Source organism: bacterium, from assembly GCA_016708025.1.
In the GTDB taxonomy this organism is placed as follows: Bacteria; Zixibacteria; MSB-5A5; order GN15; family FEB-12; genus FEB-12.
The window spans coordinates 798,198-813,769 of sequence record JADJGQ010000001.1 but is presented as its reverse complement, the minus strand read 5'-3'; the positions used below and the strand labels follow the sequence as shown (position 1 = coordinate 813,769).

15 protein-coding genes and 1 riboswitch are annotated in these 15,572 nt (G+C 54.2%); all 15 genes read right to left on the bottom strand.

All coding sequences use genetic code 11. The features are described from left to right. Positions 1-3 precede the first annotated feature (3 nt). The 15 genes from IPH75_03535 to IPH75_03465 all read right to left on the bottom strand — a co-directional run bounded on the left by IPH75_03535 (position 4) and on the right by IPH75_03465 (position 15,457). A complete protein-coding gene (locus IPH75_03535) occupies positions 4-738 on the bottom strand; it encodes a ZIP family metal transporter (protein MBK7141140.1) in 735 nt (244 codons plus the stop codon). Between the two features lie 160 nt (positions 739-898). Continuing rightward, a complete protein-coding gene (locus tag IPH75_03530) occupies positions 899-1,072 on the bottom strand; it encodes a hypothetical protein (GenBank protein ID MBK7141139.1) in 174 nt (57 codons plus the stop codon). Between the two features lie 198 nt (positions 1,073-1,270). After that, a complete protein-coding gene (locus IPH75_03525) occupies positions 1,271-1,576 on the bottom strand; it encodes a hypothetical protein (protein ID MBK7141138.1) in 306 nt (101 codons plus the stop codon). Between the two features lie 21 nt (positions 1,577-1,597). Then, positions 1,598-2,140, bottom strand: a complete 543-nt coding sequence (locus IPH75_03520; protein MBK7141137.1) for a hypothetical protein — start codon at positions 2,138-2,140, stop codon at positions 1,598-1,600. Positions 2,141-2,224: 84 nt separating this feature from the next. Beyond that, positions 2,225-3,241 carry a flippase-like domain-containing protein gene (locus IPH75_03515; GenBank protein MBK7141136.1) on the bottom strand — a complete coding sequence of 339 codons (1,017 nt, stop codon included), beginning with the start codon at positions 3,239-3,241 and terminating at the stop codon, positions 2,225-2,227. Beyond that, positions 3,238-4,353, bottom strand: coding sequence for a glycosyltransferase family 4 protein (locus IPH75_03510; GenBank protein ID MBK7141135.1), 1,116 nt, complete (start codon positions 4,351-4,353; stop codon positions 3,238-3,240). Before IPH75_03510 ends, IPH75_03515 begins: the two co-directional genes overlap by 4 nt. Next, complete coding sequence (locus tag IPH75_03505) at positions 4,350-7,355, bottom strand: DUF2723 domain-containing protein (protein ID MBK7141134.1); 3,006 nt, start codon at positions 7,353-7,355, stop codon at positions 4,350-4,352. The genes IPH75_03510 and IPH75_03505 overlap by 4 nt, the downstream gene beginning before the upstream one ends. 163 nt (positions 7,356-7,518) lie before the next feature. Next, positions 7,519-7,965, bottom strand: a complete 447-nt coding sequence (gene nusB, locus IPH75_03500) for a transcription antitermination factor NusB (protein ID MBK7141133.1) — start codon at positions 7,963-7,965, stop codon at positions 7,519-7,521. Then, positions 7,962-8,435, bottom strand: coding sequence for a 6,7-dimethyl-8-ribityllumazine synthase (locus IPH75_03495; GenBank protein ID MBK7141132.1), 474 nt, complete (start codon positions 8,433-8,435; stop codon positions 7,962-7,964). The genes nusB and IPH75_03495 overlap by 4 nt, the downstream gene beginning before the upstream one ends. A gap of 16 nt (positions 8,436-8,451) precedes the next feature. Beyond that, positions 8,452-9,663, bottom strand: a complete 1,212-nt coding sequence (locus IPH75_03490; protein ID MBK7141131.1) for a bifunctional 3,4-dihydroxy-2-butanone-4-phosphate synthase/GTP cyclohydrolase II — start codon at positions 9,661-9,663, stop codon at positions 8,452-8,454. Between the two features lies 1 nt (position 9,664). Continuing rightward, positions 9,665-10,297, bottom strand: a complete 633-nt coding sequence (locus tag IPH75_03485; protein MBK7141130.1) for a riboflavin synthase — start codon at positions 10,295-10,297, stop codon at positions 9,665-9,667. A 3-nt stretch (positions 10,298-10,300) separates the two neighbouring features. Then, positions 10,301-11,401 carry a bifunctional diaminohydroxyphosphoribosylaminopyrimidine deaminase/5-amino-6-(5-phosphoribosylamino)uracil reductase RibD gene (gene ribD / locus IPH75_03480; GenBank protein ID MBK7141129.1) on the bottom strand — a complete coding sequence of 367 codons (1,101 nt, stop codon included), beginning with the start codon at positions 11,399-11,401 and terminating at the stop codon, positions 10,301-10,303. Positions 11,402-11,485: 84 nt separating this feature from the next. Next, positions 11,486-11,609: riboswitch (FMN riboswitch) on the bottom strand. Between the two features lie 69 nt (positions 11,610-11,678). Next, a complete protein-coding gene (locus IPH75_03475) occupies positions 11,679-12,080 on the bottom strand; it encodes a response regulator (protein MBK7141128.1) in 402 nt (133 codons plus the stop codon). After that, positions 12,073-13,479 carry a hypothetical protein gene (locus IPH75_03470; GenBank protein MBK7141127.1) on the bottom strand — a complete coding sequence of 469 codons (1,407 nt, stop codon included), beginning with the start codon at positions 13,477-13,479 and terminating at the stop codon, positions 12,073-12,075. Before IPH75_03470 ends, IPH75_03475 begins: the two co-directional genes overlap by 8 nt. Next, positions 13,463-15,457 carry a hypothetical protein gene (locus IPH75_03465; protein MBK7141126.1) on the bottom strand — a complete coding sequence of 665 codons (1,995 nt, stop codon included), beginning with the start codon at positions 15,455-15,457 and terminating at the stop codon, positions 13,463-13,465. The genes IPH75_03470 and IPH75_03465 overlap by 17 nt, the downstream gene beginning before the upstream one ends. Between the last annotated feature and the right edge of the window lie 115 nt (positions 15,458-15,572).

The window sequence follows — 15,572 nt, the reverse complement described above, 5'->3', positions numbered from 1 at the left end:
CTTTTAATGGACATGTTCGAAGCCGAATCCGATCAGCGCCATAACCACCAAACCGATCACCAGCAGACCGAGATTTTGCCACCGTTTCGATTTGGAGTGAAAGACCTCCGGCAGGAGATCACCAGTAGCGACATAGAGAAAAGTGCCTGTCATACAGCCTACGATCATCGAGTAGGTCTGTTCAGAGCTATGTTCGACCAAAGGGGCGAACAACAGCGCCCCGAGCGGTGGCATGGCCGCAAATAGCGCCAGAAGTCCCACCACGGATGATTTCTTGATTCTGGCGAGGGTTAATAACGAACCGACTGAAAACGCCGCCGGAAGATGGTGCGCCAGGATCGAATAGAAAACGGTCCGTCCAAGGTGCGGGTCGACTGCGGTGACAGACATCCCCAAACCATCGATCAGCGAATGGACAGAGAGCCCGATGAAGGCCGCAATGGAGATCACCCGGTGGCTGTGGACCTCGCCACTCCCCGCCCGGCTGAAGAGGAACTTCTCGACGAAGAAAATGAGCAGATAACCCGCCAGAATGGCGATTCCCACCATCTCGCGGTGATCAACCGCCATTGCTTCCGGAAGCAGTTCAAAAAAGACTGCCCCGAGAAATACCCCGGCTCCGAACGAAATGAAGAGGTGAAGCCATTCATCCGACCATTTCCGGACCAACGTCAGGAGGCCGAAGAGAAAAGCGGCGATGAAAAGTATGGCTGAATAGTAAATCAGGGTTGTCTGCACGGTCGCCAATGAAGGGGGCATGTCAGGCTTAGTCAAGTGAAAATCATGGAGTTATCGGCATCAAAAAGGGCCGGTTTGGCAACCGGCCCATTATTTTCCTGACCACAGGGTCAGTTCGTCACTGCTGGCAGTTCAGGATTTGAACCACTTGCGTCAACGGTCAGGCGGAGGCTCTATCCTCCATCCTTGAGTTGACCAACACATAATTCCCTTTAAGAATGTTTCCTACGACACGTGCGAACTTGCCCGGTGCAAGTACCTGAAGGCTGTAGGAATGCCAGCAATCCTTTTTGCCGACATCGGCAAATACTTCGGCCTCTTTTCTCTTTGGCATGTGCAACTCCCTATTCTTTCTTCCCCTCTACCTTGAAGTAGTTACCCAAAAACAAGACAGTAGATTGCAGTGAAAGTAAGGGATGCCGTCTACTGAACGCTACCACCTCCTTCAAATCGAGACCACAATGGGTCACCGAAGTCTACTATTCGCACGTCACTCCCCTTATTAATAGGGGGCGCTTTGACATACACCGACTTAACTTAGCTTTTCATGTAATTTATTGAATGCACGCATCTTATAAATGTGCACAACCTGCTGGGTCACCCCTAAATTGGCGGCTATTTCCCGTTCGGTATAACCGATCAGATGCAGTTTAAGTACCTGTTTTTGTCGTGGAGAGAGTGAGTGATTCACATGCCAGGTAAACTTGGCGATCAGCTCTGCCCGACGTTTCTCATCGAGCGCCACATAGTAGCCATTGGCATAGATCGAATCCTCATTGGCTTTGGACTCGACAAAAAGCCGCTCCACCAGAGCTTCAGGTATCTTACGGCTTGGCAAGTAGTAGCCTCGCGTGCAGGGTCAGTCCTTCAGACTATTGTTCTGACGTATCTTGTCCAATTCCCCCAGCGATATGGCAAATTTGCGGGCGGTTTCATCACGCAGCTCGGTCAGGGCGACTCGTCGTTCATACTCGGAGAGGTCCTTGGGAAGATCACCCAACCGCCGCTTATAGTAGTTAAGTATCTGTGTGTGATTTAAGGATGCCTGCGATGCCGCGGGCTTTGTGGTTGGCTTGGATGCCGATGCCTTGGTCACTTTCGCTTTTTGCTTCAGCGCCAGGATGGTGGAGTCTTTGTCGGATATGATGGACTGGAGTGAATCAGTCTCAGACGCATACTCCGCCTGAACCACTTTCAAAGACTCCTGATACCGGCTGGTTGACTGCTCCATCGCCGTGCGGAGCGAATCGGCGCGTCGAGTCGCTTCAACTGTCTCCTGATTTCCCCGCTCAAATCCCTGATCATACTGTTGTTTCAGCTTGGCCTGTGACCTGAGCGAGGTCACATAGCTGATCGCTAACAGGGCGAGAAGCAGGACGAAGGCTAAAGCGAGTTTTTTCATGGCAGCATTTTGTCTTTCTGCCAGATTGGTAACGGAAATAGAGGTAGAGTGTCAAGTTTGAACTTGTCGCGATGGTCGCGGGAATCAGACGACATCCTCGGCGACGGCATCAGCTTCGAGCTTTTTGAGCGACAAATGTTCTTTCCGCAGGAAGTAGAACCCCATGACAGTTATCGGGATATACTGGGCGGCGTGAAGCACCAGCGCAAAGGAAAGCGCCTGCTCACGGCTGATATTGTAGGAGAGCAAGGTCCAGACCGTGCCGGCATGATAAACACCGACAAACCCTGGCGAGGATGGGATCAGGATGGAAACCGACACTACCACCAATAGCACGTAGGAAGCGGAAATCGGCAGATCAAACCCGAATGCCAGGAAAACAAAGTAGTTGGAGATCCCCATACATATCCAGATGAGGATCGTCTGGAGTGTGACCGAACCCAGTATCTTTGGGTCGGTGATAAATTCGAGACCACGCGCAAAGCGCAGCACGATGTCTTTGATGCGCGACTTAACTGATTCCGGCGCGAAAAAGAGATAGCGGGTCATCATCTCCCCCGCTTTCGCCGGCCGGTGCGCCATCAACAGCATGAAGGCCACACCAAGGAGCGCGATCGCGACGGCGATCGTCGTACCGAACTTCATCTCTTCGGGGATCTGCAAATGCGAGAATGGCAGGACCGCGCCAAAGATCAACAGCAGAGCGACCAGGTCAAAAACCATTCGCTCGACAAATATCGTGGCCAGAGAGGCGGACTTGGTGATTTCGGGGTCCTGATATGACAGCGAGTATGCTCGTACAAATTCGCCGAGTCGGAGCGGCAGGACATTGTTCGCCATAAAACCGATCGAGGTTGCCGCGAGAAGATTGCTGTATTTGACCTGCTTGATCGGGGCCAGCATAAAGCGCCAGCGATAGGCCCGCTGATACATGGCGAACACGACCAAGGCCATATTGGGAAGAAGCCACCAGTAGTTTGCCTGTGCGAGCGCTTGTCCCAGTTCGGCGAAATTGATCTTACGAAATAGCATCCAGAGCAGACCGATCGAAATGGCGATCCCCAGCAGAACAAAGAGCGTCCGTTTGTTCGATCGAGTCATCGACGCCCCGCGACATATTCGGTGATCAGCGAATCGAACTTCTTCGCGGCATCATCCCAACTGAACCGTGCCGCCCAGGCGAGTGCCCCCTGCTGGAGCCGTTCACGCAACGGCTGGTCAGTCAAGATAGACAGGAGGTGCGACGCCAGTTGGTTGGTGTCACCGTACTCATACAGCAATCCCGTTTCGTTGTGTCGAACTGAGTCGCGCAAACCGGGAGTATTGGCCGCTACCACCGCCGTGCCGACTGAGTTTGCTTCGATATTGGTCAACCCCCACCCTTCTTTCAGACTGGGGAGGACCGACACATGCGAACGACGCATCCTCTCGACTTTGTCGGCCGACGTGACGAAGCCGGGAAACTCCACTGAATCTCTCAGGCCAAGCGACAGGACCAACTTCTGCAACTCCGGAAGATAATCGCCGGTCCCGACGACCATTAAGCGGGCATCCGGCAGTTGCTTTTTCACCTGATTGAAAGCGACTATCAGATGTTGTATCGATTTGTATTTCTTGAGACGACCGAGATAAAGCACAGTCGGCTTTTCGAACTTGGTGATGTCTGCACGATACGAATACAGCTCTCTATCGATCCCGCAGTGTATGACCGAGATATTTTTGTGCGGGACGCCGCGGGCCTCGATCTCAGCGGCAGTTGATTCGGAGATAACATTAAAGTGTCTCCCCTTGTAGACTGAGATCAACGGTTTTTCCGCAAGATAGATATACGTGCCAAGGACTGCATTGATCTCCTGAAAGACGGTCGTGGCGAACAAGTGAGGAATAACCACCATGGTCTTTAGATCAAGATAGGCCGGCGTGTAAAACGGGATCTTATTGATATCTTCGATCAACAGATCATACCGATTCTCCTTCGCCAGTCGCCGAAGGTGCAGTGGCGCGATCAGATTGAAATTGTAGCGATTTCCCCGTCGGATGATCCGGATCCCTTCAATCTGCTCCTCGGCCGGACAGCCTTCCCATCCCGAACAGAATAAAGTCACTTGATGGCCGTATTTGACCAACCGCCGAAGCAGCTCTTCGAGGTGCACCTCTGCCCCACCGGCAAACGGATTCTTGAGGTCATTCCAGTTAAGGGCGAGTATATTCATTTGCCGGTGTCGGTACTCTTATAAGTGGCCATGAATTCATCGAGACGCGTCAACATTTCCGATGCCTCAGTATCGCCAGGATTGGCTTTGACCCAGGTCACGAGTGTCGCTCGAAGCATCCGGTAATTCTGCTGGTCATTGTACAGCATGCAGAGTTCTTCATACGCCGCACGGTAGGTCGGGTCACCGATGAAGACCTGGTTGAGTGTAGCCTCGGCCTCCTGAAATTTCCTGGCCGCGCGCATCTGTCTCCCCAACAGGACGGACAGCCATTTCGGGTCCCCACCTGCGGATCGCTCCAACAGCTTGCGCAGGCCATCTTCGCGGCCGATATCAGTATACAGGCCGGCAAGGTAATTGACCAATTCGTTATCGAGCGGGAGGACTTCGTAACCGTACTCCAGCAAGCGGATCGCCTCGGGGTGACGACGAGCTTTGCGGAGCGAATCCGCCACCATTATCATCGCGTTCGAGAAATTCCGCGGTAGCCTGAGCTGGTTGTCATCCTTGTAAACGGTGGAATCAAATATACCGCGCAATTGGAACTGCGACAGGTCATGGAAGTATCTCAACCCTTCATCTACCGCCATCTTCGGACCATCGGCTGTGTCACCCAGTCGCCACTTCAGGCCACTGAGAGTCAGGTGCGAGTCGACCGGCCGTCCAAGGTATTTACGCGCATCATTGGCAACCGTGATTGAGAAATTGATTGGCACCCGGTGTCGGTTGTGCGTGATGATAGCGTCAATCACCTGATTATTCAAATAGAAGGAACGGCCATCCTGAGTGCGGAACGGGCGCATATCGTCGATCTGTTTTTCGGTCATGCCGAGATCGAGCCCCATGTACTCCTGGACCTGCTTGATATACCACTTAGTGTTGGCCAGGGAGAGATTGACCAGTTTGACATCCTTGCGGTATTTATACGCCTCCTGCATACACCAGAGCGGGAAGGTGTCGTTGTCTCCGTAGGTGAAAAACGCCGCATTCTGATCGGCCGAAGAAAGCAGTGACTTGGCGTAGTCGTGCGCGATCCAATTGTCGCTTCGGTCGCACTCGTAGTAATTTTTCGCGAGAGCGAAGGTCGGCAGAAGGAACAGGACGAGGAGCGAGCCAAGTACCACCTGTCGGGCGGGCCCGCTGAAGTGTCCCAGCGCATCGCGGATAAACTGCACCAGAGCAGTGATCCCCATTCCGATCGCCATCCCGAAAAGAACGTAGGCCGGTGTAAAGAAGTAGTCGCGATCCCGAACCTCCAGATAGTCCTCTCCCGTGATCGGATCCTGTCTGGTTCCATCTGCAAAATTCATATACAAAACCAAGCCGATAGAAGAGACGATGATCAGTAAGGCCAAAGCCAGCCCCAATTCCGATCGCCTTCGGATCGCTTCCCAGAGTCCCAACACACCGAGGATGAAGACCGCAAAAAATGCCCGGCCGTTGATGCCGTACTGGTTCTGGAAAAATCCCCAGTACCCCATCCGGCGCCATGCACCAAACTGGTTTTCCCACTCTCCCCGGCGCTCAAACATCCGCTCGGTCATCGACTGACTGCCATACTGCTTGCGCTCGAGGAACCCGCGCATCTGATCCCAACTCTGGGAAGGGTTATTTTCATTGATATACGGTTTCTGCGCAGACCGAACCCAGATGAAATAATGGACCGAGAACCCGGCCGCCGCCATCACCAACACCAGCAGAGCGGCGCGCCATCCGGCCACATTGAAGAGCAGCCCCAACACCAGGACCAGTGCCGCAGCCGCAAGAGATCCCCAAATATACGGGTAAATGCCGATCATGACGAGCGACACCCCCGCAATAGCGATCAATATCGGCCACCGAATATATTGCCGGAGGAGTAAGCCGAGCCCTCCCATGAGAATCACGGAGAGAAAAAGGAAAGACGAATAGCCGCGAACGCCGATCAATAACAGCCCGGCCATAAGCGAGGCGACCAGAATAAACAAAGCCGCAGTGAGAAGTTCAGGTTCCGGGTCTTCAACTCGAGAGTTTCGCTGGCGAAGGTAGGTCAGCAGCGCGATCACACCCAGAACGATCAGCGCTATGAAGCCGATCATCCCGATGATATTGAGCAGTCCCGATGCCGGTATGGCGCTGCTTCCACCGGCCGAGCGGATTATCGTTGAGATCGATCCAAGGATCGGTACCGAGGCTACGAGCCATGCTCCGGCGATATACATCAGTAGACGCGGGATCGATGGTGTCGACAGCAGGTACATCAAATAGATCACAAAAACAATGAAGAGCGGGAGATAGATCGGAACCTCGTTGGGGCGCGAAGAAAGCGCGAAGATCAGATACAGTTCAAGTATCAACAGCGTGGCGGCCATAAACCAGTAGCGAACCGGAGTCCCTTTCTTCAGTATGAAGAAGAGCGCCAGGATCGGCAGAACCAGAAAGGTGGTCATATGGACACCGATCCCGAGGAAAGCGATATAGACGATCGCCAGCATGATTCGATCGGCGGCGGCTTGATCCGAGGTTTCGTAATATTTTAGTGCCAGCCAGACGGCACCCATAAACATCAGCATCGAAAGACCGTAAACCTCGGCCTCGGTCGAATTATTCCAGTGGGTTTTGCTCCAGGCAAAAAAGAGCGCGCCGGCTGCGGCACCGCCATACAAGGTGATCCGGGCGTAGAGATCCTGTTTGTCTGTCTGCCAGTAGCGCAGAAGTCGGACTGCACAGAGATAGGTGAAAAGCGTTGTGAAAGATGAACTGAGCACCGAAAGGAAATTGATCCGGGCGGAAGGCTCTGCTATGAATGGATTGAATGTGAAGACCTTGCCAACGAGGACATACAGCGGCGTGCCTGGCGGATGCGGAATCCCCAGAATATAGGACACGGCGATGAACTCGCCACAATCCCAGAAGGTGATGGTCGGCGCCATGGTCTTGAGATAGACCGCTATGCCGACAATCCAAACTCCCAACGCAATCAGGGCGTTGGTCCTGTCGATACCTCTAAGCCATTCTTTCATTCAATTATCTATCCCTCAGCAGAGCCGGTAATATATGGTTCTCTGGCCTCTTGTAAAGTCCGTTCTGATTTGTGGTTATACCCGGCAATGGGGTGGGGGTCGCCAAAGAGAAAGCGCCCTCGAAGAAAAATCTCGAAGGCGCCTTATAAGTGGTAGGAGTCGCTCAGGATTCCGGCTGAGCTTCGGTCTTTTTGACGTAGCTATCGAGGATACCGTTGATGAAACTGGCCGATTCGCTGGTCGAATATTTCTTGGCCAGTTCGATCGCCTCGTTGATCACTACTCGGACCGGGATATCCGGCATATCGCGAAGTTCGGTCATAGCCATCCGAAGGATGATCTTGTCGAGCTCGGCAAACCGGTCCAGCTTCCAGTTGGTCGCCAGAAGGACAAGTTGCTGATCTGACCAGTCCCGTGTATCCCGCACCTTCGTGAATAGTGCCTTGGCATAGTCCTGATTTTTGCCCGACAACGATTCATCCTTAACGATCTGTGACAGCACATCGCGCGGGTCGTTCTCGGTCACTTCGCAGGCATACAAGCCATGCAGGACCAGTTCGCGGGCGCGTCGTCGGGGAGAATCACTCAGTTCTCGTTCGTCTGTGCTCATTTGTCCATCGCTTTATAGAGATTCACCATCTCAATGGCGGTCTGCGCGGCATCCCATCCCTTATTCCCTGCTTTGGTCCCTGCGCGCTCGATCGCCTGTTCGATAGTATCAGTGGTGATCACGCCGTACACAACCGGGAGATCCATTTCAAGGCCGAGTCGGGCTATCCCTTTCGAGGACTCGGCGGCAATAAAGTCAAAGTGCGGTGTGTCGCCGCGAATCACTGCGCCAAGGCAGATTACGGCATCATACTTGCCGGACTTCGCCATGCGCGCCGCCGCAAACGGCAGCTCAAATGAGCCCGGTACATACGCCACTGCGACTTTCTCCTGCGTGCCGTTGTGGCGGACAATACAATCCAACGCACCATTCAGCAGTTGATCGGTGAAAAAGCTGTTGAAACGGCTGACGACGATCCCGAACCGAAGCCCGGTGGCATCAAGCTTTCCTTCGAATTCCTTCACGTTCATATATCCTCTCCAGTTCTCAGAAATTCAACAAATGACCAAGTTTGTCACGTTTGGTTTCAAGGTAGCGTGCGCTGTGCGCTGTTGGCTCGATCTGCAACGGCACTCGCTCGACGATCTCCAATCCATACCCCTGCAGGCCGATCACCTTCTTTGGGTTATTCGTTAACAACCGAATGGAGGTCAGCCCAAGGTCGGACAGTATCTGTGCGCCGATGCCGTAGTCCCGAAGATCGGCTTTAAATCCGAGTTCTTCGTTCGCCTCGACTGTATCCCGCCCGAGATCCTGCAGCTTGTATGCAAGTATCTTGTTAGCCAGACCGATCCCTCTCCCCTCCTGTCGCATATACAGAACCACACCCGCTCCCTCAGCGTCAACCATCTGCATAGCCTTGTGCAGTTGCATCCCGCAATCGCACCGATGGGAGTGGAAAACATCGCCGGTCAGGCAACTTGAATGGACCCGCACCAGGACATTCTTTTTCCCGGTAATGTCCCCTTTGACCAGCGCCAGATGATGGTGGTCGTCGAGCTCTGATTTATACAGATGCAGTTGGAAAGTCCCAAACTCGGTCGGGAATGTGACGGTCGTCATATGGGTGACCAGTTTTTCTGTCTTGTGGCGATAAGCGATCAGGTCACGGATCGTTATGATCTTCAGGCCGAACTGTTTCGCCAATGGAAAGAGTTGGGGCACACGAGCCATGGTACCATCATCGTTCATGATCTCGCAGAGCACGCCTACCGGCCGAAGATTCGCCAGTCTCGCCAGATCAACCGATGCTTCGGTATGTCCCGCACGAGAAAGCACACCGCCGGAAACAGCCTGAATCGGGAATACATGGCCAGGGCGGCCGAGGTCTTCCGGTTTGGTGTTTTCATCAGACAGCGCTTTGATCGTGATCGCGCGATCGCTCGCAGAGATACCCGTGGTCGTACCATGGATCGCATCCACCGAAACAGTGAAGCGGGTCCCCAACTTGGCCGTATTGACTTCGACCATCGGATGCAGCTTTAATCGTTCCAGCCGATCATTCGGCATCAACACGCAAATCAGTCCGCGTCCATGCTTGGCCATGAAATTGACCGCTTCCGGTGTGACCATTTCTGCGGCCATCACGAGGTCTCCCTCGTTTTCGCGATCTTCATCATCGATCACGATGATGAATTTCCCGGCCCGGATATCCTCAATCGCTTCCTCGATCGTATTGAAGGTGAACTCGGCGTTCATATTACCATCCGCTTTCATGCAGTTTGTCGAGCGTCACGCCCGACCGTTTATTCAGATCGCTCATTCGAGCAACGTATTTTCCGATCATGTCGAATTCCAGATTCACCATGCTGCCCGACCTCAGACTCCCCAGTCCGGTCGCTTTGACGGTATAGGGGATAATGTTCACCGCACACTCCCCGGTCTTCACCGCATTTACCGTCAAGGAGACTCCATTGATAGCGATCGACCCTTTCTCGATCACCAGTGGGTCATATTGGCGCTCGTATCCGACCGCCAACTCGAGTGACTCGCCCACTGGTTTGGCATAGGCGACAGTGCCTCGCGTATCAATATGGCCACTCACCAGATGACCTCCCAATCGCGCATTCACGCGCAATGACCGTTCGAGATTGATCTTCGAGCCGACCCGATATTGGCCAAGAATTGTTCGCGCTGCGGTCTCCTGTGAGGCCTCCACGATAAAAGCGTTCTTGTCGAATTTCACGACCGTCAGGCAGGCACCATCGCAGCAGACCGACTCACCATCGGTCAACTCGGCACAGAAGTTCGCGGCAATCGTGAGGACGCGGTAGTTGCCGCGACTCTCAATGCGCTCAAGCGTGCCAATATTCTCTATAATGCCGGTAAACATGGCTTATCCCTTTTTCGGGTATCCTTCGAAAATCATATCCTCGCCGACCGAAACGAATCTGCTTCGCGAGAACTGTTTCGCCTGGTCGACCGACCTGATTCCCAAATCACCGATCGACTCGATACCGCGGCCTATCAATTTCGGAGCGATCACCAACACCAACTTGTCGACCAGTCCCTGCGCGAAAAAAGAGGTCGCCACGCGACTTCCCCCTTCGACCAGGATCGATCGGATCCCGAACGCTCCCGCTTTCTGAAGCAGATCTAGAAGGTCAAGCGATGCCGGCCCTGATGGTGCGACAGACCAATAGATCAACTCTGGATGATCCGCACCGGCCAGAAAGCGAGTGATTGATTCTTCGCTCGATGCGACGATCGTTTTCCGATCCGCGTTGTTGGCGATCAACTGAATGCTCTTCGGTTGATTCAGCGAACGGGTCAACAGGATGCGATAGGGATTCTGCCCCTTGACCAGTCGAACAGTCAGGGCCGGGTCATCTTTGCGCGCCGTCTCTCCGCCCACCAACACAGCACCAACCTCACTGCGGAGTCGGTGAACATATGCTCTGGCGGACTTGCCTGAAATCCATTTGGAGTCGCCCTTTCCGGTGGCGATTCGCCCGTCCAGTGATTCAGCCAGCTTAAGTATGACAAATGGAAGTCCGGTTTTCTGGTGGTGAAAGTATGCTTCGTTGAGGAGAATCGATTCCTGCTTGCAGACAGAGGTTCGAACTTCGATGCCGAGGCGACGAAGTTGCCTGATCCCCTGACCATTGACCCGAGTATCCGGATCGAGCGAGGCAACGACTACCTTGGCGATCCCGGCTTTGATGATCGCATCCGTGCAGGGCCCGGTCCGCCCGGTGTGGCAACATGGTTCCAACGTGACATAGAGGGTTCCCCCTTTGGCCTTCTTTCCGGCCCCCTTGAGCGCCTCGATCTCGGCGTGCGCGGCACCAACTTTTCGGTGGTAACCTTCGGCAATGACCCGCCCATGCTTGACCACCAGCGCGCCGACCATCGGGTTGGGATAGGTCATCCCACGCCCCATAGCGGCTAGCTCGAGCGCTCGCTGCATGAACTTCTTGTCAGCCGTTTCGGCCATAAAAAAACCCCAAGCAATATAGCTTCAGGGCGATCAGCTAGACGGATAGCGCCACTTCGGCCAACGGCCCAGCGGTATCCGCCTTTCCATCTTCTTCCATCCGGACTATAACCGTCGGCACCTGAATCTCACAGGTTCAGCCGGGATTTCTCCCAGGTCGCGGGCTCTACCGCCGATCGAGGAATTACACCTCGCCCTGAAGAATGTTCTGAGACTAATATATCGTCTCGTTCAGTAAAGGCAAACGCTTTATGAAGGGAGTTTGTTCCAGGACTAATTAGACCGACAGTTGAAGTAATTGCAGTAATTCATTGATTTTGAATGGCTTATCCATGACACCAATAACTCCGGCAGCCACCCGTTCTGCCTCGGTGATCTTGGCGCCATACCCGGTAACAATCACAAACTTCAGGCCGGGATACAAGCGGCCGGCTTCCGCACCCAGTTCAAGTCCGGACATACCGGGCATGCCCAGATCACTGATCACCAGATCGAATCGCTTCCGCCTTAACAGAGCGAGTGCCTGGCAGGCGTCCAATGCAGTCGTTACTTCGTGGTCTTCAAGATGGAGAATGTCAGTCAAGGCCAGCAGGACACGGGGGTCATCATCGACAGCCAGAATGTCCAGATGCAACTTGGTTTTGCCCGAGCCCGATGGCTCAATTTGCAGGTCAGTCATGGGCGGCCGTGACGCTTTCAGCTTCTTTGCCGTGACAATCACGGCGACGGTCCATCTGCATCCAGAGCGAGAAGTATGCAGTCACCGCTTCCAGCAACTGAAGTTCCATAGTGAGGTAGTCTCCCGCACTTGGTGCGCTGAAGACTGCCGCGCCAATCACGCCAGCAGGAGTCTGGATCGGAAGGTAGTATTCTGAAAGGATATGATGCAGGTAGCGTTCCTTGGCTATAGTGTCAACTAGTTCCCCGCCGCGCACATCTTCGATCGCGTACCCGTTACCGTTTTTCAGTCGTTCGATAATGTACGGCGGGATCTGTAGCTCCATCCGGGCCAGTTGGGTTTCACCATCCTGTTGACGCTGAATGATCAGGCCGCACGGGGTCGGTGAATCATCGAGTCGGCAGAGAATTGCGACGCGCGACAAGCTGATCTGCTGAGAGAGCCAATTCCAGGTTTCGGTCAACATTTGTTCGAAAGTACTCTCCCCCACGCCCTGCGCGGCCAGTCGGCTGAAATTCGGGATCAACTCACTACCCGAGGCAAACTGGAACTCCTGAAGCCCGCTCACCAGCCGTGCGTATTCCTGCAACTGCATCGCCTGCGATCGAGTTATCGCTCCAGGGCCGCTCATCAAGATGAACTGTTTGGCGCGCGGTGACAGCATCCCCTCATGCACAAAATAGAAATCCGGAAGAACATCGAGGAAAGTCGGATAATCACCGATCGTATCAGCCGGAATGAAATACTCATGGCGGTAGACCGACTCCAGCATCCGCATCGCCGCCTCGGGATGGAAATGCCTGACCAGTCGGAACCATCGACTGACATCGCCGATCGCCAGATTCAGCCAGAAAGTCCCCTGGCTCTCGACATACAATCCGGCACAGCTTCGGGACCACCCGTTGGTCAACAGGGTCATCGCTCGCTTCATGAATTGCTGTGGAGAGTCTCCTCCCCGAAACAGCTCGCGCACAAACATTCCGCAACGTTCCCGAACCTGGTCCGGTGAATCATTCACATATTCAGCGCACCATCCCTGGATTGCGTTCAGTTCGGAGGAATCGAATTCAGGAAGGACCGATGTGTCTGACGACAACATGGCCACCACTTCGCCGCGATAAAGCAGAGGAAACACCGAACGATCGTCACACAAGATCGGTTCGGCCCAGACAATGCCGGTCCGTTCGCCACGCTGGTCGGATTGGTCAGCTACCATCTGAAGATAATGTGCGGGAATATAGATCCAGGTGTTGTCGAAATGGTGTTCCCCCGACTGCTCTATCCGCTCAAAAAGCTGCGGGAAACCAGTCCCGGAATAAAAGACACGCCCGTGGCGTGACACTATCTCGCTCAGCCAGTGTGCCGTCGATGCGGAACGCTGCTCAGTTCGGGTGGACATCTTTCCCCTCACCTTCCAAAACAGAAGTCGCGCTTGAGCCAGTGGTCAAGTAATCGTTGATCCGACGGGCGGAAGAATCGATGATTTTGAGGTAATGCGCAAGCTGGCGTTCGTTCGTCTCCGGCATCCGCATCAATTCAAGCGAGCCAAGAATGCCGGAGAGCGATGATTTCATTCGGCTGCGCAACTGACGGTCACTTGGCCGCGTCACGCTCCAGGCGGCGTTTGTTTCCGTTCGATCATGATTCACGAGTGCCATTCCTGCAACCTGCGCGAGCAGAGCGATCAACTGCCGCTCACTTCGACTAAATCTGCCCCGTCGCCCACCTCGGCCCGACGCGATACTGATCGTACCACCATACCCCGCGCCGGTTCTGATCGGCATGATCGCAACCGCACCCAATGGCGCAGTCAACATTGATTGAGCTTCCGCCTGCGACATCGACAGATCGGACCGCGCTGCATCAAACCAGACTGCCTTGCCTGAACTCAGGACCTCTTCGTGAACCCGAAGGTGACTGCGCAAGATCGTTACCTCGTCCGCGCAATCTACTCCCTCACCGCAGGAGAATCCGATAGTGCGGAGAAATGACGGACTCTGGTCCGCCGTCGTCACCCGAACCAGATCAACCTGTAACTCATTCCGGAGGAATGACGCGATCGCTTTTCCAGTCGATTCGAGATCTGGGCGCGACATAGTTCGATACAATATTTGCTGTACTCTTCCGAGTTGGGTCGCTTGCCGTTTGCGTGCGCGGCGCGCTTTCAGGTCGGTCAATAGATCATCTGTTATGTTAGCCAGATAGGCCAGGCTGCTGTCACTATCCGCTACAAGATCGCCGGTCTGCGTTGATGCCAGCAAGAAGAGAACGACCGTACGATCGGATTGACGGCACCAGATCGCCACGCCCGATCTCATCTGGTCGGACAACCCAAACTGTGACATTTCGTTGATCTTCGTGACTGGCTCGAGGAGTCCGGCCACCAGTTGGCGCGAAATCCCCTGCGGGATCGGCAGCCCTTTTTCGGTCAATATTGAGCCAGCAGCGCCAGATGTGTACCTGGTCATCCGTCCAAGATCGGTCCGAATCATTGACAGCGATGCCTGGTCGAGTTGCATCAGGTCACGCACTCTGCCCAGCAGGAGCGAAATGACGCGGCTCTGACTATCCAGTTTCCGGGCACGCTCACGTAATTCCTGAAGCATCTCTGAGCGATCTGTTTCTGCCTTGAGACGAGCGCTCTCGATATCAAGCGCCAGTCGGTGTCCCAGAATGTCACACACCACAGAGATGTTCATGCGGTCTTCCGAGGTGAGTGCAAGAGATGGCCCCAACAGCAACACCGCCTCGACAGCATTCCCCGTACGCACGGGGAAAGCGGTGAGTTGGGTCTGTTCAGATAATCTTGTCAGCCCTGTCGCCAAATCTGCAGAGCTGATGCGCTCCGGCAGGCTGTTTATCACAGGTTGATCCGGAAGATCGATTCGGCAGAGATCACCAGTTCGATGCTCTCTGCGATAGATGGATTTCATCGAAGCACCAAAGGTCTTCGCCAAATGCTCTGTTGTCGTTGCAAGAAGAGCGGTCGCGCGAGGTTCGATCGTCAGCAGACGCTCGACTGTTCGTATCAGCTCAAGGCCGGCCAGGTGATTTCGTTGCGAAGCATTCCTGGTGGATATTACCGCCAGGTAGCTTGCGACACCACTGACAACCAAGCCGATGCCGGCAGTGATCGCCGACCAGAAGATGAGCCGGTAGAAGATCGGATCTGAGACAAACGGCATTTGCGTCAGCAATCCTCCCTGATGATGGAGGCGAAGTACCACGGCGAGAGCGAGAAAACCGAGACCGGAGGTAACAAAGTGATACGCCCGTTCATCGATCGCGATCAATCGGTCGCGCAATTGAACCATGACCACCAAAGCGGCGATCAATCCGAACGGTACAATCCAGTCTACCAGCAATTCACCGAACATCCGCAGTCCCTTCGTAAGCCGTTACCATCTGTCAAATTATCGGCAATTTGCGCTATCTGCTTAGGGACGCGGGCGGATGTCCGGCAGCCAGCGACTGAGGGGATCTCCCCATACT